The organism is Streptomyces sp. NPDC002793 (assembly GCF_040295485.1).
Taxonomy (GTDB): Bacteria; Actinomycetota; Actinomycetes; order Streptomycetales; family Streptomycetaceae; genus Streptomyces.
Window position 1 is genome coordinate 41907 of the sequence record NZ_JBEOVL010000038.1, and the last position, 19734, is coordinate 61640.

At 70.6% G+C, this 19734-nt stretch carries 18 protein-coding genes; 10 read left to right on the forward strand and 8 right to left on the reverse strand.

Annotated elements, in window-relative coordinates; genetic code table 11:
- Positions 1-160 precede the first annotated feature (160 nt).
- The 9 genes from ABT001_RS28420 (at position 161) to ABT001_RS28460 (ending at position 9485) form a co-directional block, all read left to right on the forward strand.
- Entirely contained in the window at positions 161-1243 is a 1083-nt protein-coding gene (locus ABT001_RS28420) for a LacI family DNA-binding transcriptional regulator (protein ID WP_351283167.1), read from the forward strand.
- Between the two features lie 231 nt (positions 1244-1474).
- Positions 1475-2299, forward strand: coding sequence for a hypothetical protein (locus ABT001_RS28425; protein WP_351283170.1), 825 nt, complete (start codon positions 1475-1477; stop codon positions 2297-2299).
- Between the two features lie 9 nt (positions 2300-2308).
- Positions 2309-3565 (forward strand): LamG domain-containing protein, encoded by a 1257-nt coding sequence (locus ABT001_RS28430; RefSeq protein WP_351283173.1) that lies wholly within the window; start codon positions 2309-2311, stop codon positions 3563-3565.
- A gap of 224 nt (positions 3566-3789) precedes the next feature.
- Positions 3790-4530 carry a DUF1684 domain-containing protein gene (locus tag ABT001_RS28435; RefSeq protein ID WP_351283176.1) on the forward strand — a complete coding sequence of 247 codons (741 nt, stop codon included), beginning with the start codon at positions 3790-3792 and terminating at the stop codon, positions 4528-4530.
- Between the two features lie 39 nt (positions 4531-4569).
- Complete coding sequence (locus tag ABT001_RS28440) at positions 4570-6087, forward strand: ABC transporter substrate-binding protein (RefSeq protein WP_351283179.1); 1518 nt, start codon at positions 4570-4572, stop codon at positions 6085-6087.
- On the forward strand, positions 6087-7052 hold the full coding sequence (locus ABT001_RS28445) for an ABC transporter permease (protein WP_351283181.1): 966 nt from the start codon (positions 6087-6089) through the stop codon (positions 7050-7052). Before ABT001_RS28440 ends, ABT001_RS28445 begins: the two co-directional genes overlap by 1 nt.
- The gene (locus ABT001_RS28450; RefSeq protein ID WP_351283184.1) at positions 7049-7927 is read left to right on the forward strand and encodes an ABC transporter permease; all 879 of its coding nucleotides are present in this window, start codon (positions 7049-7051) and stop codon (positions 7925-7927) included. The genes ABT001_RS28445 and ABT001_RS28450 overlap by 4 nt, the downstream gene beginning before the upstream one ends.
- The gene (locus tag ABT001_RS28455; RefSeq protein WP_351283187.1) at positions 7924-8724 is read left to right on the forward strand and encodes an ATP-binding cassette domain-containing protein; all 801 of its coding nucleotides are present in this window, start codon (positions 7924-7926) and stop codon (positions 8722-8724) included. The genes ABT001_RS28450 and ABT001_RS28455 overlap by 4 nt, the downstream gene beginning before the upstream one ends.
- Positions 8721-9485, forward strand: a complete 765-nt coding sequence (locus ABT001_RS28460) for an ABC transporter ATP-binding protein (RefSeq protein WP_351283189.1) — start codon at positions 8721-8723, stop codon at positions 9483-9485. Before ABT001_RS28455 ends, ABT001_RS28460 begins: the two co-directional genes overlap by 4 nt.
- Positions 9486-9531: 46 nt before the next feature.
- Here the strand turns inward: ABT001_RS28460 and ABT001_RS28465 are convergent, their stop codons facing one another.
- The 7 genes from ABT001_RS28465 to ABT001_RS28495 form a co-directional block, all read right to left on the reverse strand.
- Complete coding sequence (locus tag ABT001_RS28465; RefSeq protein WP_351283192.1) at positions 9532-10530, reverse strand: nuclear transport factor 2 family protein; 999 nt, start codon at positions 10528-10530, stop codon at positions 9532-9534.
- A gap of 108 nt (positions 10531-10638) precedes the next feature.
- Complete coding sequence (locus ABT001_RS28470; RefSeq protein ID WP_351283195.1) at positions 10639-11985, reverse strand: MFS transporter; 1347 nt, start codon at positions 11983-11985, stop codon at positions 10639-10641.
- Between the two features lie 69 nt (positions 11986-12054).
- Entirely contained in the window at positions 12055-12867 is an 813-nt protein-coding gene (locus ABT001_RS28475; protein WP_351283198.1) for an HpcH/HpaI aldolase family protein, read from the reverse strand.
- On the reverse strand, positions 12864-13637 hold the full coding sequence (locus ABT001_RS28480) for an SDR family NAD(P)-dependent oxidoreductase (RefSeq protein ID WP_351283201.1): 774 nt from the start codon (positions 13635-13637) through the stop codon (positions 12864-12866). Before ABT001_RS28480 ends, ABT001_RS28475 begins: the two co-directional genes overlap by 4 nt.
- Positions 13634-14944 carry a histidinol dehydrogenase gene (gene hisD / locus ABT001_RS28485; protein ID WP_351283204.1) on the reverse strand — a complete coding sequence of 437 codons (1311 nt, stop codon included), beginning with the start codon at positions 14942-14944 and terminating at the stop codon, positions 13634-13636. Before hisD ends, ABT001_RS28480 begins: the two co-directional genes overlap by 4 nt.
- Before the next feature lie 42 nt (positions 14945-14986).
- Positions 14987-15760 carry an alpha/beta fold hydrolase gene (locus tag ABT001_RS28490; RefSeq protein WP_351283207.1) on the reverse strand — a complete coding sequence of 258 codons (774 nt, stop codon included), beginning with the start codon at positions 15758-15760 and terminating at the stop codon, positions 14987-14989.
- Complete coding sequence (locus tag ABT001_RS28495) at positions 15757-16896, reverse strand: cupin domain-containing protein (protein WP_351283209.1); 1140 nt, start codon at positions 16894-16896, stop codon at positions 15757-15759. The genes ABT001_RS28490 and ABT001_RS28495 overlap by 4 nt, the downstream gene beginning before the upstream one ends.
- A 298-nt stretch (positions 16897-17194) precedes the next feature.
- On the opposite strand from ABT001_RS28495, the gene ABT001_RS28500 reads away from it, so the two are divergent.
- On the forward strand, positions 17195-18193 hold the full coding sequence (locus tag ABT001_RS28500) for a LacI family DNA-binding transcriptional regulator (protein ID WP_351283211.1): 999 nt from the start codon (positions 17195-17197) through the stop codon (positions 18191-18193).
- 48 nt (positions 18194-18241) lie between these two features.
- On the opposite strand, the gene ABT001_RS28505 is transcribed toward ABT001_RS28500, so the two are convergent.
- Entirely contained in the window at positions 18242-19630 is a 1389-nt protein-coding gene (locus ABT001_RS28505; RefSeq protein WP_351283213.1) for an amino acid permease, read from the reverse strand.
- Between the last annotated feature and the right edge of the window lie 104 nt (positions 19631-19734).

Here is a 19734-nt window from a genome sequence, read left to right on the forward strand (position 1 = left end):
CCTCCCCTCTCGGGCTGTCCGATGACAGCGCTAGCAAAGTACGGACGCCCGCGCAGCAGTGTCAACGGTCACGACAGAACCTTCATGTGGGGGCATCTGAATGACAGCGCTGTCACCCGTGGTGTCCTGGAGCCGCGACACGTGTGTTAGCGTCCCGCGCATGGCCGCTGAAACCGCTGACACCGCTGGAAAGGGCGCCACGTTGGCGGACGTGGCCCGGAGGGCCGGAGTGTCGCCCTCGACGGTCTCCCGCACGCTGCGCGGTCTGTCGACGGTGTCCCCCGAGACCCGGGTCCGCGTGGAGAAGGCGGCGCGCGAGCTGTCGTTCGCGATCTCGCGCAGCGCGTCCAGTCTGGTCACGGGGCGCACGGGCCGGGTCGCCGTGCTCGTACCCAACCTCGACTCGTGGTTCCTGGGCGCGGCCCTCGCCGGTATGGCGCCGGCGCTCACCGCGGTCGGTCTGGACATGCTGGTCTACAGCGTCATCGACGCCGAGCAGCGCGCACGGTTCTTCGACCACCTGCCTGCCCGGCGCAACGCCGACGCCCTGCTCGTCGTCAGCTTCGCGCTCTCCCCGGAGGAGCGGTCGCGTCTCGACGACCTGGGCATGCCCCTGGTCTTCGTCAGCCAGCACGAGGAGGGCCGGGCGAGCGTCTACGTGGACGACGTGGAGGCGGCCCGGCGCGGTACCCGCTACCTGCTCAACCTCGGCCATCGGCGCATCGCCTATCTCGAGCCCGCGGACTCCTCCGGTTTCGCCTGGAGCAGCAGGGCGCGCCTCGACGGGTACCGCTCGGCCCTCGCGGAGGCGGGCGTAGCCCAGGACGACGAACTCGTCCGCCAGGTCGCCCACTGGCAGGGACCGAGTCTGGAAGCGGCGGTCGGGCGGCTGCTGAGTCTCGCGGAACCGCCCACGGCGGTCTTCGCCGAGACCGACGACATAGCCTTCAGGCTGCTCACGGTGTTGCGCGGAGTCAACGTCCCGGTGCCGCAGCGGATGTCGGTCCTCGGCTTCGACGGTCACTCGATGGCGGAGCCGTGGGACCTGTCCACCCTGACGCAGCCTGCCCGCCTCCTCGGTGAGACGGCGGCGGACCTGGCCCATCGCGTGATCCACGATCCCGGAGCGCACCGGGAGCGCCATGTGGTCCTGCCGGTGGAGTTCGTGCCCCGTGGCAGCACGGGGCCGGCGCCCCTGCCGCGAGGCTGTGACGGGGACGGCGTGCCCGAACCCCTGGTGTGACTCGGGACCGGACCGCGGCGGCGGGACGGGGTACGACACCGCGGCACCACGGTTCGGAGCCGAATCGTAAAAGTGTTGTGAATGTGGTCGAAGATCGCTCTATATTCATGCAGCCCCGAGGCTGATGGTGAGCATGACAGCCGCTGGTCTCCGCGTGGCACCTGCGCGAGCCGACCCCGGCGATCCACCCCGCGCAGAACCGGACAACCCGAGTCGGGGGGACCCAACCGAATGACCACGCATGCAGGCAGACGTTCCGCCATCGCCTCCGCGGCCACAGGGCTGGCGGTCGTGCTGCTCGCCGCCACCCCGGGCGTCGCCACGGCGGCCGGAGAGAACCTGCCTCCGCTCCAGCCGCGCACCGACACCCTCACCGTGGACTCGACCAAGGACTGCTCCGACGAGCCCGTGTACGTGGCCCGCGCGCCCGAACTCCGAGCTGTCGTCGAGGACCCGACGGAGGACAACGAGGAGTGGGAGGCCAATCCGGCCGGTGCCGAGTTCGAGGCCTGGTGGACCGACGCCGACGGAGTCGAGCAGCGCCGGACCCACACCTCGGGCGTGGTGCACGCCCCTACCACCCAGCTGTGGCGGACCCCCACCGACCTCCCCGCGGACACGGCCGTCTCCTGGCACGTCAGGGCCGTCGACGACGAGGGTGCCACCTCCGCCTGGAGCGACGAAACCCCGGGCATCACCTGCCGGTTCATCATCGACACGGTCAGCCCCGAACCGGCGACGGTCGTCTCCGAGCAGTACCCGGACGACGACGGCGGATGGCACGACGGCGTCGGCGTCTACGGCAGCTTCACGTTCGACTCCCCGTCCGAGGACTCCGCACCCACGCGGGTCCGGCCCGAGGAGCCGGGTGGAGCGGTCACCGTCCGGTGGATGCCGGAGAGCAGCGGTCCCTATTACATCCAGGTCCGCGCCGTCGACCGGGCCGGGCGGTCCAGCTCCCGGACGACCCACTACATGCGGGTCGCCGAAGGCCGCACCCCCGTGGCCCACTGGACACTCGCCGATCCGGCCGGATCGGGCAGCGCGGCCGCCTAGGCCGGCCCCGTGGCCCGCGCCGAGGACGGTGTCGTCTTCGGCGCACCCGCCCCCTCCCGCACCGGTCTCACCTCCACGGTCACGCTGGACGGCGGGGGCAACAGCTATCTGAGTCCGGACGCCCCGGCGACGGACACCACCAAGACCTTCGCCCTCTCCGCCTGGGTCCGTCCCGCCGCCACCGGCGCACCCATGACGGTGGTCGGCCAGGACGCCGCCGACGGCACCTCCGCCGTCACGCTCGGTCTGCGCCCGTCCGACGAGACCTCTGCCACCTGGGCCTTTCGCTACGGCGCCACCACGTTGACCGGCGGCAGCGCCTCCGTCAGAGGCTGGGCCCATCTGACCGGCCAGTACGACGCCGAGGACGGCACCCTGCGCCTCTACGTCAACGGCAAGGAGGTCGCCTCCCAGAGGGACGCCGCCCCGGTGGAGGCCCCCGGTGCCTTCCGGATCGGCCGCGACCGCGGTGATTCCGGCGCGGGCTGGAAGGGCGAGGTCGGTGACGTCCGTGTCTGGGACCGGGTGGTGCCCCGTGAAGAGATCGAGACGCTGGGCTCCCGTCCCGCAGAACTGGCAGCGGCCTGGGACATCGAGCGGACCGACGACGGTGTCGTACCGGGCCGGGACGGAGGTGAGCCGCTCACCCTGCACAACGGTGCGGGCTTCTACACCCCGGACATCGAGGGCTGCCTCCTGGACCCGGAGTGCGTCGAGTTCCCGGCGGACGCCCTCGACGGCAACGACCACCTCGCACTCGACGGCACGGACGACCACGCCGCCACCGGCGGCCCCGTGGTCGACACCGCCGAGAGCTTCAGTGCCGGCCTGCGGGTCCGATTCGCCGACACCACGCCCGACCGGCCGATGACCGTGCTGTCCCAGGGCGACGCCGACAGCGACGCCTTCGCGGTCCGCTACGACCCGGCCGTGTCCCAGTGGCAGCTGGCCGTCACCCACGGCAGCGGACCGGGGGCGGCGGAGACCGTCGTCGCCGCTTCCGGCGCTCCCACGTCCCACACCGACGCGGTGGTCGTCGTGTACGACGACTCGGAAGGGCGCATCAGCCTGTACGTCAACGGCGAAGCAGCGGCCACCGCGGAGTTCAACGCCTCCTGGAGCGCCTCCGGCCCGCTTCAGATCGGCCGCGGCCACACCGACGGCGGCGGCTGGGGCGAGTACTTCCACGGAGGTGCGGACACCGTCCGTGTCTTCGACGGAGCCCTCACCCCCTCCCAGGTGAGATCGTTCGCGTACCTCTACTGACGCACGACTCTCCTTGACGAGGCCGCACGGTGGCACCGGACCCGGTGCCACCGTGCGGCCTGTGGCAGCGAACACATTTCGGTGGGTACTGCCCATGAGATCCGTCTCGCCATGTGGCACAGCCGTTTGACATTAGATGGGCTTATGGACAATAAAGGTGGTGCTTTGGCCATTTATTCACGTCCTGCTACCCAGGGGCTGTGAGGGCTGCTCCGCCTAGACGAATGAGTAACGCCGTGTCCCACTCCGCCCCCACCCGTCCTTCCGTCGATCCGGCGGAGGAGTGGAAAGCCTGGTGCGCCGAGCGCCGTCGGGCGCTCACGTCCCCCACGGGCAATCTCGCCCTGGTGGAGACCCGCTGGGCCCCGGCGGGCGAGGTCCCGGACGTGGCGGAGGCCCGCGAGCAGGCGCCGGACACCGTGACCGTCACCACACTCCGGCGCACCGACCGGGTCACCGGCGAGCCCGAGCACGGCCTGCGCTTCTGGGACGCGGATGCACCCGCCGTCCGCCACTTCGACGGCGTCGACGCCTTTGCCTACGACCCCGCCTGGGTCCTTGAGGCCTCCTACACGCCCGTCGCCGGCGCCCGGAGCATCGCCTTCGAGCACATCCGGGACAACGGAGGCAGTCGCGACCTGGTCGTCCCCGGCGACATCACGCTCACCGTCGACGGCCGCGCGTACACGCTCAGCGCCTTCGACGACGACGGCACCCTGCTGCTCGTCTTCGGCGACCCGACCAACGGTGACACCACCTACGGGGCGGGACGGTTCCTCTTCGTGCGGCGCACGGACGACGAGAGCCGGGTGGTCCTGGACTTCAACCGGGCCTTCGTGCCGCCCTGCGGATTCTCCGACCAGTACAACTGTCCGATGCCGCCGCGGCAGAACCGCTTCCACCTGCCCGTCGAGGCAGGCGAGAAGCTCCCCGTCTTCCGCGACGGCTTCGACGCCCAGCACTGATCACCCCGCAGCTTCCGGCACCGAAAGAGCCCCCACCCCATGAGCACGAAGAAGAACACCCTCTACGGCACCGCCTCCGTCGCCGCCCTCGCCCTGGCCCTGACCGCCTGCGGCGGATCCGGCGGCTCCAGCGCCTCGGGCGGTACCTGGGACAAGGACGCGGTCGTCAACATAGGTTCCCTCTACGAGCCGCAGAACCTCGACAACACCGCCGGCGGCGGTCAGGGGGTCACCGAGGCGCTCAACGGCAACGTCTACGAGGGCCTGTTCAGGCTCACCGACGACGGCGAGGTCGACGAGCTCCTCGCCCAGGACCACAAGACGAGCGCCGACGGCCTCACCCACACCTTCACCCTGCGGGACGGCGTGACGTTCCACAGCGGCAAGGAACTCACCAGCCAGGACGTCAAGTACAGCCTGGAGAAGGTGATCGCGGACGATTCCCAGTCCGCACGCAAGAGCAACCTCGAAGTCATCAAGGACATCGCCACCCCCGACGCGCGGACCGTGAGGATCACGCTGTCCAAGAAGTCGATCTCCTTCGTCTACAACCTCTCCTACGTCTGGATCATCAACTCCCAGGCGAAGGACCTGAAGACGGCCGAGGACGGCACGGGCCCGTACACGCTGAACAAGTGGACCCGCGGTTCCGCGCTGAGCCTGAACCGCTTCGCCGGGTACTGGGGTGACGCGCCCGCCAACAAGCAGGTCGTCTTCCACTACTACAAGGACGCCACGGCGCTGAACAACGCGCTGCTGACCGACGCCGTCGACGTGGTCACCAGCGAGCAGTCCCCCGACGCCTTGGAGCAGTTCAAGAACAACGGCACCTACACGGTCAACGACGGCGACTCCACCACCAAGCTGCTGCTGGCCTTCAACGACAAGGCCAAGCCCTTCACCGACGTCAAGGTGCGCCAGGCCGTGTCCGCCGCCATCGACGACAAGAAGCTCCTGGAGTCCGTATGGGGCGGCTACGGCAAGCCGATCGGCTCGATGGTGCCGCCCACGGACCCGTGGTACGAGGACCTCACCGACATCGACGCCCACGACGTGACGAAGGCCAGGAAGCTGCTCGCCGAGGCCGGTTACGCCAAGGGCTTCAGCTTCACCCTCGACACCCCCAACTACGACCCGCACCCGACGGCCGCGACCTTCATCAAGTCCCAGCTCGCCGAGGTCGGCATCACCGTCGAGATCAACACGATCACACCTGACGAGTGGTACACGAAGGTCTACAGGAACCACGACTTCACGGCCACGCTCCAGGAGCACGTCAACGACCGTGACCTGGTCTGGTACGGCAACCCCGACTTCTACTGGGGTTACGACGACCCGCAGGTCACCGAGTGGGTGGAGCAGGCCGAGGCGGCCTCCAGCACCGCCGAGCAGACCGAGCTGCTGAAGAAGGTCAACCGGAAGACCGCGGAGGACGCCGCGAGCGACTGGCTGTACCTCTATCCGCAGATCGTCGTCGCGAACAACAAGCTCTCCGGTTACCCGCTCAACGGCCTGAACTCCCAGTTCTTCGCCTACGACATCAAGAAGAAGGGCTGATGGCGCGCTACCTGCTGCGCAGGCTCGCCTTCCTCGCGGTCTCGCTCGCCCTGGCGAGCGTGGTGCTGTTCGTGCTGCTGCGCATGCTTCCCGGAGACCCGGCCAACGCGCTCACAGCGGTCGGCGCCGGCCCCGAGCAGATAGCCGCGGCCCGCCACTCCATCGGATCGGACCGGCCGCTGCCCGAACAGTTCACCCACTGGATCGGGCAGCTGGCCGGCGGCGACCTCGGCACCTCGTTCGTCAGCTCGCTGCCCGTGGGCCCCGAGGTCACCGCCCGGCTGGACGTCACCGTGCCGCTCACCCTGGCCGCGTTCGTCCTCGCCGTCCTGGTCGCCGTACCCGCCGGGTTCGTGGCCGCGCACAAGCGGCACACCTGGTACGGCGCGCTGCTCAGCGGTGTGTCCCAACTGGGCATCGCGATACCCGTGTTCTGGCTCGGCATGATCCTCATCGCGGTCTTCGCGCTGAACGCGGGCTGGCTGCCCTCCGGCGGGTTCCCGCAGGACGGCTGGGCCGCCCCCGCAGAGGCGATCCGCTCCCTCGCCCTGCCGGTCGTGACCATCGCGCTGGTGATGAGCGCGTCCCTGATCCGGTACGTCCGCTCCGCCACCCTCGACGTCCTCGGCAGCGACTACCTGCGCACGGCCCGCGCCCTCGGCTCGTCCTTCGGCCGGGCCATGTGGCGGCACGGTCTGCGCAACGCCTCCGTGCCGGTGATCTCCATCCTCGGCATCGAACTGGCCTCGACGCTGCTCGGCGCCGTCGTCGTGGAGTCCGTCTACGCCCTGCCGGGCCTCGGCTCCCTGCTCGCCACCGGCATCGCGCAGCACGACTACCCGGTCATCCAGGGCGTGCTGTTCGCCTCCACCCTCGCGGTGCTGCTGATCGGCTTCGTCGCCGACCTGGTCCAGCGGATCATCGACCCGCGGCTGCGCGGACGGCTCTCGGGAGGCGCCCGATGACCGGGACGGACCTGCTCACCCCCACGAAGCCCTCCACGGGGCCGCCCACGAAGCGGCGCACCCGGCGCTCCGTCACCCTCGTCATCGGCTGCGTGCTCGCCGGTCTGATCGCGCTGCTCGCCCTGGTGTCCCTCTTCTGGCTCCCCTACGACACCGAGGACACCTCCGGCGGGCGGCTCGCCGGACCCGGTGACGGCCATCCGCTCGGAACCGACAAGCTCGGGCGGGACCTGTTCACCCAGGTGATGACCGGCTCCCGCATCGCCGTCGAGGCGGGGCTCGGGTCGGTGACCATCGCCGCCGCGATCGGCGTCACCCTGGGGGTGCTCGCGGCGTTCGCACAGGGCTGGATCGACGACACGCTCTCCGCGTTCCTGGACATCCTCATCGCGTTCCCGACGCTCCTCCTGGCGATGCTCATCGTCGCCGCACGCTCGGCGACGCTCGGCTCGGCGGTCCTGGCGATCGGTCTCGCGCAGAGCGCGGTCGTGGCGCGGCTGGTGCGCATCCTGGTCAAGAGGGTGCTGGCACAGGACTACATCACCGCGGCCCGTACCTCCGGCACTACCTGGCCGCGTACGGTCCTCTCCCACGTCCTGCCGAACATCTGGCCCACGCTGGTGGTCAACCTCGCCCTGCAGTTCGGGCTCGCCGTGCTCGCCGAGGCCGGGCTGTCCTACCTGGGGCTAGGGGCGCCGCCGCCCAACGCGTCCTGGGGACGCATGCTCCAGGAGGCGCAGGCCACCTTCACCACGGCACCGGCCGGAGCGCTCGCCCCCGGCATCCTCCTCGTCCTCCTCGTCATCGGAGTGAACCTCGTCGCCGACGGCCTGCGGGACACCCTCGACCCGGCCACCCGGCGGAGGCGCGCATGACTCTCCTCGACGTACGCGGACTGACCGTCCGCGCCCCCGACGGACGGACCCTGGTCGACGACCTGTCGTTCTCGGTGGCCGGGGGTGAACGGCTCGGCCTCATCGGCGAATCCGGCTCCGGCAAGTCCCTGACGACGCTCGCGGTCCTCGGGCTGCTGCCCGACGGCATGACCGCCACGGGCAGCGTGGAGCTGGCCGGGACCCAGACGGTGGGGGCCGCAGAGAAGCGGCTCGTCGCCGTACGCGGACGGGACGCGGCCGTCGTCTTCCAGGAGCCGCTGACCGCGCTGGACCCGTTGATGCGGTTGGGCCGCCAGATCGCCGAGCCGCTCGCCCGCCGCACCGGCCTCAGGGGAAAACCCCTGCGTGAGGCCGTGCGCGACGCCCTCGAACAGGTACGGCTGCCCGAACCCGACCGTATCTCCCGTGCCTTCGCGCACGAGATCTCCGGCGGCCAGCGCCAGCGCGTCGCCCTCGCGATGGCGCTGGCCTGTGAGCCGAAGCTGCTCATCGCCGACGAGCCCACCACGGCCCTGGACGTGTCCGTGCAGGCGGAGATGCTGGAACTGATCGACGGTCTGGTCCAGGAACGGCGGATGGCCGTGCTGTTCGTCAGCCACGACCTCGCCGTCGTGTCCCGGGTCACCGACCGGGTGCTGGTCATGAAGGACGGGCGTGCCGTGGAGGAAGGCGTGGTCCACGACATCGTGCGCGCGCCCCGCGAGGAGTACGCCAGGGCCCTGGTCGCCAGCGCCCGGAGACTGGAATCCGCCCTGGACCTGAGGAGCCCGCGATGACACCCGTGCTGGAGCTGAAGGACGCCGCGGTGCGCTACCGGGGCACGGCGGCCGACGTCGTGCGGGACGTCTCCCTCGCCGTCGAGGAGGGCGAGAGCCTCGCGCTGGTCGGCGAGTCCGGCGCGGGCAAGACCACGCTGCTGCGCCTCATGCTGGGCCTGGCCCGCCCCACGGCCGGTACCGTCCGGTTCGACGGGGCCGGTCTGAACACGCGTGACCGCGCGCAGATGCGCCGGTTCCGGCGCAGCGTGCAGTGCGTCTTCCAGGACCCCTACTCCTCGCTCGACCCCAGCCGGAAGGTCGGCGCGATCGTCGCTGAACCGCTGCGTTCCCTCGGTCTCGCCACCCGCTCCACGGCGGCGCCCCAGGTGGCCGCGGCGCTGGAGCGCGTCGGCCTCCAGACGGACGCAGTCGACCGCTACCCGCACGAATTCTCCGGCGGGCAGCGCCAGCGCATCGCCATCGCCCGCGCCACGGTCTGCGACCCACGCGTCCTGCTGGCCGACGAGCCGGTCAGCGCGCTGGACGTCACCACCCGGGTGAAGGTCGTCGACCTGCTGGCCGAACTGAAGGAGGAGCGGGGCCTGACACTGGTGATGGTCTCCCACGACCTGTCGGTCGTGGCCTCCCTGTGCGAGCGCACCGCCGTGCTGGAGCGCGGCCTGGTCGTCGAGCAGGGAGCCACCTCCCAGGTGCTCGGCGCACCGGAGCACCGGTACACCCGCCGGCTGATCGAGAGCGTGCCGAGGCTGCCCGTCTGACCCAGGGCCGCCACACCGGCGAGGAGTGCGGCGGCCCTGGCGGCGGTCAGTAGATGTTGGCCTCCACCGCCGGGCCGTCGCCCCGGGTGCTGTTGATCTGGGCCCGCAGAGAGATCTCGTCGTAGACGCGGACCTCCTTGACGATCCGCCCCTCCTGGATCAGGAACTGCGACACCCCGAGGACGGTCACGGGCTTGTCGGTCAGCCGGCCGAACACCGGTGTGCCCCGGTAGGTGCCGTGCATGGTCCAGGTGACGGCCACGCGCAGTCCGGCGTACCGGGGCGCGTAGTTGGTCTGGACGTCCCGCACCGCGAACCTGGCGTCGGGGAAGGCCCCGACCATGGCCAGGAGGTCGCTCTGGTAGCGCTCGGGACGGATGACGGTCCGGTCGCCGACCGTGTGCAGGAACAGGTCGCGCACCATGAAGTCGTTGACCCTGTTCAGCCTTCGCTGCGACCACACGTCCTCGATGAACTCCAGCACCATCTCGCACTCGGGCCGGAACTCGTCAGGACGTGGTCCGCTGACGCCCTCCAGCAGCACGTTCTTCGGCGGCTCCTCGGTCATCGATCCGGAGTAGCCCTGGAACCGCAGCGCCCGTGCCGCCTCGTCCGGGTCCTCGCCGCGCTGCAGACAGTCCGCCAGCTCGTCGCGGACCACCCACTCCTCGACCATCCGGCCCCGGCGGTAGAGGCAGTTGGCGACGGTGCGCTTGCGGATGCGGATGTTCCGGCCGTCCACCAGGTGTTCGTCGGCGGAGAAGACGAGGTGTGAGCTGAGGAAGGCGTCGTCCCCGCGCGCCTCCCACACCACGTCCTCGGCCTGGCCGATGTGACCGGGCGCGCTGCCCATGCGCATCGTGCTGCCTTCGATGACTCCGTCGCGGCCCACCACGGTGCCCAGACTGGTGTGGACGATCGAGTCCGGCTCGTAGTTCTCGACGATGTGGGCGATGTCGCGGTCCACCCAGATGCGGTCGGTGACCTCACGGATGAAATCGTCCGGGTCCTTGTAGGGAAGGTAGGCGGCGGGGTCCAGCGGCATGAGTCCGACCTTTCTCGAAGTGCTGTGTATGCGTATGTACAGGGGAGTGAAGGGGGTCCGTCGTACCAGGGGGTGGGCGGGGGGTCGGTGCTGCGGTCCGGGTGCGGGTCACCTGGCGAACTTGTCCGCCCCCAGCTCACTCCGGTACGTCTCTGTCATGAAGGCGCTCACGACGACGAGCGCCATGACCGCGGCTGTCGCGAGGTAGACCCACACGGCGTAGATCGTGTCGAAGCTGCTGACGAGGAGCGTCGCCACGAACGGTGTGATCCCCATGAAGATGGAGAACGAACTGTTGTACGCGATGGCGCTCGCGCTGAACCGGGTCCGCGTGGCGAAGAGTTCGGCGGTGCAGACCGTCACGATGCCGGTCAGGAAGAACTCGGGGATGATGTAGATCAGCTGGCTCGCGACCGCTGTGCCGAAGGTGCCGCCCTCACCGACCCGGAAGGCCAGCGGCACCAGGACGATGCAGGCGACGGCGCCGGCGACCAGCATGGGCTTGCGGCCGATCCGGTCCGAGAGGATACCCGCCAGGGGGAGCAGCGGGATGAGCACGGCGACCGAGATCGCATTGGACGTGAGGGCCATCCAACGTGGCAGGCCCAGTGTGCCGGTCAGGTACTCGGGATAGAACGTGACCCAGCTGTAGGACAGGATCGCCAGCATGATGGAGACGCCGCAGAGCACGAGTATCGGCCGCCACTGCGTGCGCAGCGCTTCCCGGATCGGTGACGTGACGACCTCCTTGCCGCCGTCCGTGGCCCGGACGAACTCGGGGGACTCGTCGATGTGCCTGCGCAGCCAGATCCCGACCGCGCTCAGCGGCAGTGCGAGGAGGAACGGGATGCGCCAGCCCCACGAGTCCAGTGCGGGCCCCTCGAACACCCAGCTGGTGAGCGCGGCGGTACCTGCCCCGGCGAGGATGCCGACGAAGCAGCTGTTGGAGGCGTACGAGGCGTAGTAGCCGCGTCGGTCGGGCTCCGCCCACTCCACGATGAAGGCCACGGCCCCGACGTACTCACCGCCCGAGACCATGCCCTGGACGACGCGGAGCAGCAGGAGCAGCAGGGGGGCGAGGATCCCGATCTGGTGGTAGGTCGGGAGGGCGCCGATCAGGGCGGTGGTGACGCCCATGAACATGATGGTCCACAGCAGAGTCTTCTTGCGGCCCACCCGGTCGCCCCAGCGGCCGACGAGCGTCCCGCCCAGAGGGCGGAACAGGCAGGCGATGGCGATGATCGCGTAGGTGCTCAGCACCGCCACCGTCGGATCGCTCTCCGGGAAGAAGGCGGGGGCCAGGACCGGCGCCATGTACCCGTAGAGGCCGTAGTCGAACTGTTCGACGAAGTTTCCGATGCTTCCCGCGCCGATGGCTCGGCGTATCGCCTTCCGCTTCTCGACGTCGACCCCTGAGGTGCCGGCGGTGGCGGTGGGCGGCGCTACAGCGGACATAGCTTCTCCGATCGCGCATTGGCCTGGTCGTGCATACGTATGAATGCCTGCTGAACACTAAGGAGCCCGTCAGGGGCCGTCAAGAGGTCTCGCGGTGTCACGGGGGCCCGCCGTCCCGTCGCCGGGCCCGGGTCCGGCGAGGGACCGGAAGGTGTCCATCAGGACGTGGGCCATGTTGTAGAGCACCAGTTGCGCTCCCGCGCGCTCGGCAGCCCTGGCGCCCTCGGCGCCGGGGACGATCGTCATGACCGCCCGGCCCGCCTCACGGGTGGCCCGGTGGGCCGTGGCGACCAGGGCGTCGATCACTTCCTGACCGGGGAAGGAGCAGTCCGCCGCGAGGTCGGCCGGGCCCACCAGGACCGCGTCCACGCCTCGTGTGCCGGCGATGTCCCCGGCGGCGGCACAGGCCCGCTCCGTCTCGATCATGGCCACCACCAGGGTCTCCCGGGAGGCGGACAGATGGTCGGCCGCCGAGACCGTGCCGAAGCGGCCGGCTCTGCTGTACGTCGCGAATCCCCGCGTCCCCAGAGGGGGATAGTGGGCCGAGGCCACCGCCCGTCGCGCGTCCTGCGCGGAGTCGACGTGCGGATGGACGAGTCCCGCCGCGCCCAGGTCCAGGCACCTCAGCGCGAGAGCCGGTTCGGACGTGCCCACACGGACGAGGACGTCGATGCCCCGTGCCGCCGCGGCCGTCAGATGGTGCTGGAGCATGGCCGTGTCGGCCGGCCCGTGCTCGCAGTCGATGACCACGTAGTCCAGCCCGGCCACCCCCGCCATCTCCACGAGGGTCTCCGACGGCAGCCGCAGCAGGGCGCCGTACAGCCGTTCACCGGCCGCCAGCCGCGCCTTGAGCGAGCGGCGGCCCGCGTGCGCCGCCGTCACCGTGCCACCATCCCCGCGGAGAGGTCGATGTCGGCGCCGCAGAGGCCGGGCATCCGCAGCATCGCACTCACGGCGGCCCCGACCTCCTCCTCGCGGACCATCCGGCCGAGGGCCGACCGCGACACGAACTCCTGCTCGGCCTCGGCGTAACTGCTGCCGGTGCGCTCCGCCTCCAGACGGAAGTTCCGCTCCATCCGGGGGCCCGAGACGGGACCCGGGGAAAGGGAGTTCACCGTGACCCCCAGCGGGCCCACCTCGCCCGCCAGGGTGGCGGTCAGGCCGATGACCGCCATCTTCGACGCGCAGTAGGGCGTGCGGCGGAGCAGCGGGCGCTTCCCCGAGACGGAGGCGATGTTCACGACGTCCCCGGCGCCGCGCGCCGTCATGGCGGGGAGGAAGGCCCGGCACATCAGGAACACCCCGCGCACGTTCACGTCGAAGACCTCGTCCCAGTCCTCGGCCGAGATCTCGGTCAGCGGCGCCACCGGCCCCGCGATCCCGGCGTTGTTGACGAGCACCGAGATCTCCTCGTCGGCGAGGCTCTCGGCGAGCCTCGCGACGTCCTCCGGCCGGGACACGTCGCAGACGCGGTGGACGACGTCCGGGCCCAGGCGCGAGGCCGTCTCCACCAGGGTGCGTTCGCTGCGGCCGGTGATCACCACGCGGGCTCCGTCGGACACCAGCGAGCGTGCGACGGCCGCCCCGAGACCGCTGCCGCCCCCGCTGACGAGTGCGGTGCGCCCGGCCAGCGGCCGCGTGCCGCCGCTCATGCGCCCGCCTCGACGTTCCACGGCAGCGTGCCGTTGCCGTACTTGGCGGCCCGCACGTCACCGGAGCGGGCGTGCCCCTCGAACAGTTCGACACGCGCGGCCCGTCCGCACACCTCGCCGAGCAGCGCCGACGAGGCGGTGTCCGTGACCTCCTGATAGGTCACCGTCTTCAGGTACTTCCCCACCCACAGACCGCCGGTGTAGCGCGCGGCTCCCCGGGTGGGCAGGACGTGGTTGGTGCCGATGACCTTGTCGCCGTACGAGACGCAGGTGCCTTCCCCGAGGAAGAGGGCGCCGTAGTCGGTCATCCGGTCGAGCGCCTGACGCGGGTTCTCGGTCAGGACCTCCACGTGCTCACTGGCGTAGGAGTCCGCGATCCGGAAGGCCTCGTCCAGGGAGCCGGCCACGACGATCTCGCCGTGGTCGCGCCAGGCCGGTCCGGCGAAGTCCTTCGTCGGCATGCCGGGCAGCAGCCGCTCGATGTGGAGTTCGACCTCACGGCCCAGTTCCTCGGACGTGGTGACGAGCACGGCGGGGGAGTCCGGGCCGTGCTCTGCCTGCGAGAGGAGATCGACTGCCACCACGAACGGGTCGGCGTGTTCGTCGGCGATCACCAGGATCTCCGTCGGGCCCGCGAACAGGTCGATGCCGACCTCGCCGAACAGCTGGCGCTTGGCCTCGGCCACGTAGGCGTTGCCGGGGCCCGCGATCAGCGGCACCCGGTTCACCGTCTCCGTGCCGATGGCGAGTGCCGCCACGGCCTGGACCCCGCCCAGCAGGTAGATCTCGTCAGCACCCGCCAGGTGCATGGCCGCGACCGTCGCGGCGGGGATCTCGCCCCGGATCGGCGGGGTGCAGGCGGCGACCCTCGGGACCCCGGCCACCTTGGCGGTCACGATCGTCATGTGCGCCGACGCGGTCAGCGGATAGCGCCCGCCGGGCACGTAGGCGCCCGCTCCGGCCACGGGGACGTGCCGGTGCCCGAGGTGGACACCGGGCAGGGTCTCGATCTCGACGTCGTGCAGCGAGTCACGCTGCGCCTGGGCGAAGGTGCGCACCTGGCGCTGGACGAATCGGATGTCCTCCTGGACCGTCTCCGGCACACCGGCGACGATCTTCTCGATCTCCTCCGGGCCGAGACGGAAGGACTCGGGGCTCCAGTCGTCGAACTTCTCGGAGTACCGGCGGACCGCCTCGTCCCCCCGTTCGCGGATGTCGTCGAGGATGGTGCGGACGCGCTCGGCGACATCCGCGCGGGCGGCGCGCACCTGACCTGCGGGCACGGGGGACTTGAGGAAACGGGGCATGACGGCCTTCTTCAGGGTTGGGTGGGGTACGGGGAAGGGGGTTCAGGAAATCGGGAGCTCGGGACGTGTGTGCGTCGGGATCGCCGGTCGTGGTGTCTCGCGGGCCCGGGCCAGCAGGTCCAGGAGCGCTGTGGAGACGGCGGAGGGGCTCTGCCACGGCAGGAGGTGGCCGGCGCCGGGCACCTCGCGGAGTTCCGCGCCCGCCACGGCGCCCGCGATGGTCCGGTGGAACTCCGGCGGGCACAGCGCGTCCCGCTCCCCGGACAGGACCACGGCGGGGCATCGCGCGGTGCGCAGCGCGTCGGTCGCGTCCTGGCGGGTGGCCTGGGCGGCGAGCTGGGCGCGGGCGGCCCGGGGACCCACGGCGTACGCCATGCGCCGGTAGCGCTCCGCCGCCGCGTCCGCCGGCCGGGGCACGGGGAACATGCCCGGCAGCGTCTGTTCGACGACGTCCGCGAACCGGTCGTCGGCGATCAGCCCGTCCAGCGCGCGCCAGGCGGCGTACTGCTCGGACCGGGGCGCGCCCGCGTTCGTCGACATGACGCACAGCCCGCGGAACCGCCCCGGCGACCTGCGCAGGGCCTCGAAGGCGACGATGGCCCCGAGGCTCAGGCCGACCGCGACGAACGGGCCGGACACCGAGGACAGGAGATCGTCGGCCATGGCCCCGATGTCCGGCTCCGTCAGCTCGACGTGCCGGACGGGGTGGCCCTCGGGGAACACCACCTCGGACCAGAGATCCGCGTCGCACAGCATTCCGGGGACGACCACCAGGGGCAGCGGACCGGCCGGGTCGCCGCCGGGTTCGGCGGTCACCAGCGGCGCGCGGAGCGGGGCAGCAGGGCGTACGGCGCGACGTAGCCGTTGTGGTCGACCCCGAGTCCCGCGTCGGCCGCGCCCTTGGCGACCTCCTCGTCCCAGTCGAGCCGGACCCGGCCGTCACCGGAATTGACGACCAGCAGGTCGCCCTGGCCGTCGCCGACGTTGCGCAGGGTGCGCCAGGCGTCCTGCGGCACGGAGAGCATGTCGCGCGGTCCCAGGCGGACCGACACGGGATCGGTGCGGTTGAGGGTGATCTCCCACAGGCCGTCCTTGACGATCAGCGTCTGGGTCTCGTGCTGCCGGTGCAGGGACACCCCCTGACCCGGATCGGCGCGCAGCCAGGCCACGTTGTGCCCGTGCGGGTTGAAGATCCTCGGCTCCTGGTGCAGGTCCTCCGTCATGCCGTACCCGATGACGCAGCTCAGCCGTGCGCCTCCGCCGGGCAGCGTGCTGTCGAGGAACGGCCGCTCCGACCACACCAGCTCGTCCGAGGCCGCGACGCGGCGCTTCATCTCGTCGGTGCCGTAGTGCCGCAGCCGGTCGATGTACTCCTGTGCCATCGGTTCGGTCAGCTCGGTCCCGGGCGGTACGCCGTCACCGGCGACCGTGTCGATCAGTTCGTTGTCGGCGCTGAGGTACAGGCCGTGGCCCTCCGCCTCCCGCAGGACCGAGGGGCCCCAGATGATGCCGCCGGTGTGGTCCATGCCGAGCACGGTGAACATCCAGCCGTCGTCGGGGCCGGTGTTGGTGAAGCCGCGGAAGATCCAGGTGGGGACGGAGGCGATGTCCCCGGCCCTGAGCAGGAGCTCACCCTCCGAGCCGTCGGCGCCCCAGCGCAGCAGGTACTCGCCCCCGGTGCAGACGAACACCTCGGCCGTGTAGTGGAGGTGGAGGTTGTTGGTGATGCCGTGGGGCATGGCGGCCGCACCGATGTTGTAGCCGTGCGGCAGCCGGAGGTTGACGTGCTGGCCGGCGGCCTGCGAGACGCCGGGCCCGATCATGGCGTAGTTCTCCTTCCGGTCGGAGCCAGGCGTCCGGCAGTCGATGAAGGCCTGGTTGCAGGAGACGAAGTCACTGCGGCGGATCGTGCGGCGACCCAGCTCGGCGGTGGACACGACGGCATCGGGCATGACTGCTCCCTTGGTTCGGAATACGCTTGGAATACGTATGCATTTCCATGACAGGTGCTCTGTCGGGCTATGTCAAGGGGTCGTGCGGAGCCGGTTGCCGGTGGGAGGTGTGCGGGGTTCGGCGTGGCGTCGCGGAATGTCACGCGACACCGGAAGCGGAACCGTAGGCGGAGTTGGGTCAGGCGGAGGGGAGCGGGGGGGGCCTGCATCCCGGCCGGGGTCCGTGGTGCGCGGGCCCCGGCGAGGATCTACATACGTATACTGATGGGACGGCGTACGCGCTACGGGAAGAGGGCCGATGGCGATCACGAGTCACGACGTCGCGAGGCTGGCAGGCGTCTCGCAACCCACGGTCTCGCGCGCACTGCGGGACGACCCCCGCGTCTCCGCGGCCACCCGGGAGAAGGTCAGGCGGGCCGCGCTGGCGCTGAACTACGTGCCCAGTGAGGCGGGCAGGACCCTGTCGACCCGGTCCACCCGGCGCATCGGGGTGATCGTGACCGACCTGACGAACCCCTTCTACCCCCATGTCATCGCGCCTCTGCACGACGAGATACAGCGCCTCGGCTACCGCATGATGCTCCTCACCGAACGCTCCGACGAAGCGGTGGCCGAGGAGAACCTCCTGGACCAGTCGCTGGACGGCGTGGTCCTCGCGACCGCCACCACCGATTCCCGCCTGCCGGCCCAGCTCGACCGCCGTGGCATGCCGTACGTCTTCCTCAACCGTGACACCGGAGGCCGGGGTGACTACGCCTCCGTCGTCGACAACGAGGGCGGCGGACGCCTGGTCGCCGACGTGCTCGTGGAGCTCGGCCACCGGCGGATCGCGGGCATCTTCGGTGCGGCCAACACGACGACCGGCCGCGAACGTGAACTCGGCTTCCGGCTGGCGCTGGCCGACGCGGGCATCGGGCTCCCCGAGGACCGGGTGGCCCGGGGAGCCTTCGAGTTCGACACCGGTTACCGGGCGCTGCCGTTCCTGCTCGACGCGGCCGAAACACCCACGGCGGTCTTCTGCGGCAACGACGTGGTCGCCATCGGCGTCCTGAACGCGGCCCTCGCCGCCGGACTCAGGGTTCCCGACGACCTGACCGTGATCGGCTTCGACGACCTCCCCATGGCGGCCTGGGAGGTGTTCCGGCTGACCACGGTCCGTCATGATCTGCGGGAGCTCTCGCGACAGGCCGCGCGCCTGCTGGTCCGGCGCATCGACGGTGACGCCGATCCCACCGGGGAACGCCTCGTCCTGCCGACCGAATTCGTACCCCGCGCCACCCACGCCCGCCTCCCCTGACGGGGCACCAGGACTTCCGGAACACGCCCCGGTGCCGCGCCCGGCGGATCAGGTGCCGGGCCGGTCGCCGTACTGCCGCTGCCGATGGACACCGATGCCGACGAGGACCGCCGCCAGGGCGAGGGACAGCCACAGTTCGAGACGGTGGCCGGGGAGCACGGCCATCAGGACCAGTACTCCGGCGATGAAGGCGATCGTGGCCAGGGTGAGGTAGGGGAACGCCCACATGCGCACCTCGCCCGGTTCCGTCTCCTTCCGCCGGGTGGCGTACTGGGTGATCGCGATGACCATGTACATCATCAGGGCGATCGCGCCGCTGGAGGCGATGAGGTAGGTGAAGACGCTCGGCAGCAGGTAGTTGGCGATCACCGCTGCCACGCCGATGAACGTCGAGGCGACGACCGCGTTACGCGGCACACCGGACGCGGAGGTCGCGGCGAGGGCGGCCGGAGCGTCGTTGCGGCGGGCGAGGGAGAACGCCATCCGGGAGGCGGTGTAGATGGCGGAGTTGAGACAGCTGCTCACGGCGACGACGAGAACCACGTCCATGATCAGTCCGGCGCCCGGGATGTTCATGCGGTCGAGGACCGCCTGGTAGGAACCGGCCGCGAGGCTGTCGGAGTTCCACGGCACGAGGCTGACCACGACGAAGATCGAGCCGATGTAGAACAGCCCGAGGCGCCACACGACGGCTCGGACCGCCTTCTTGATGTTCTTCTTCGGCTCCTCGGACTCGGCGGCGGCGATGGTGACGATCTCGCTGCCCTGGAAGCTGAACATCGCCGTGAGCAGGCCGGCGAGCACGGCCACCGCGCCCTTGGGGGCGAACCCTCCGTTGCTCCACAGGTTCGACACCCCGTGGGCGTCGGACCCCGGCAGCAGCCCGAAGACGGCCAGCCCGCCGAGAACGAGGAAGGCCACGATCGCGATGACCTTCAGCAGCGCGAACCAGTACTCGAACTCCCCGTAGTTGCGCACCGCGAGGAGATTGCTGCCGGCCAGCAGGGCGATCATGGCGAGGGCCGGTATCCAGCTCGGGACCGAGGTCAGACCCGCGATGACCTCGCCGGCCGCGATCGCCTCGATGGGGATGACGAGGATGTAGAACCACCAGTACAGCCACCCGATGGAGAAACCCGCCCAGCGGCCCAGGGCACGGTCCGCGTACGTGGAGAAGGAGCCCGTGTCGGGATGGGCGACGGCCATCTCGCCGAGCATCTGCATGACGAGTACCACCAGGCCGGCGGCCAGGAGGAAGGAGATCAGGACAGCGGGGCCGGCGGCCGCCACGGCGGTGGAGGAGCCGACGAAGAGGCCGGCCCCGATCACACCTCCGATGGAGATCATCGTGATCTGGCGTCCCTTGAGCCCCTGGGTGAGTGCGGGGCCTGTCCCGTCCGACGGGGCGGGAGCGGGAACGGTCGGGGAGTGGTGCATGGGGGACATCCTCGCGGAATCGGGAGCGCGGGTGCCGCGGCACACATGCAGTCGGGCACCGGCGCGTGCGCAGACGCTGCTCAGCACGCTGCTCGGCGCCTGGG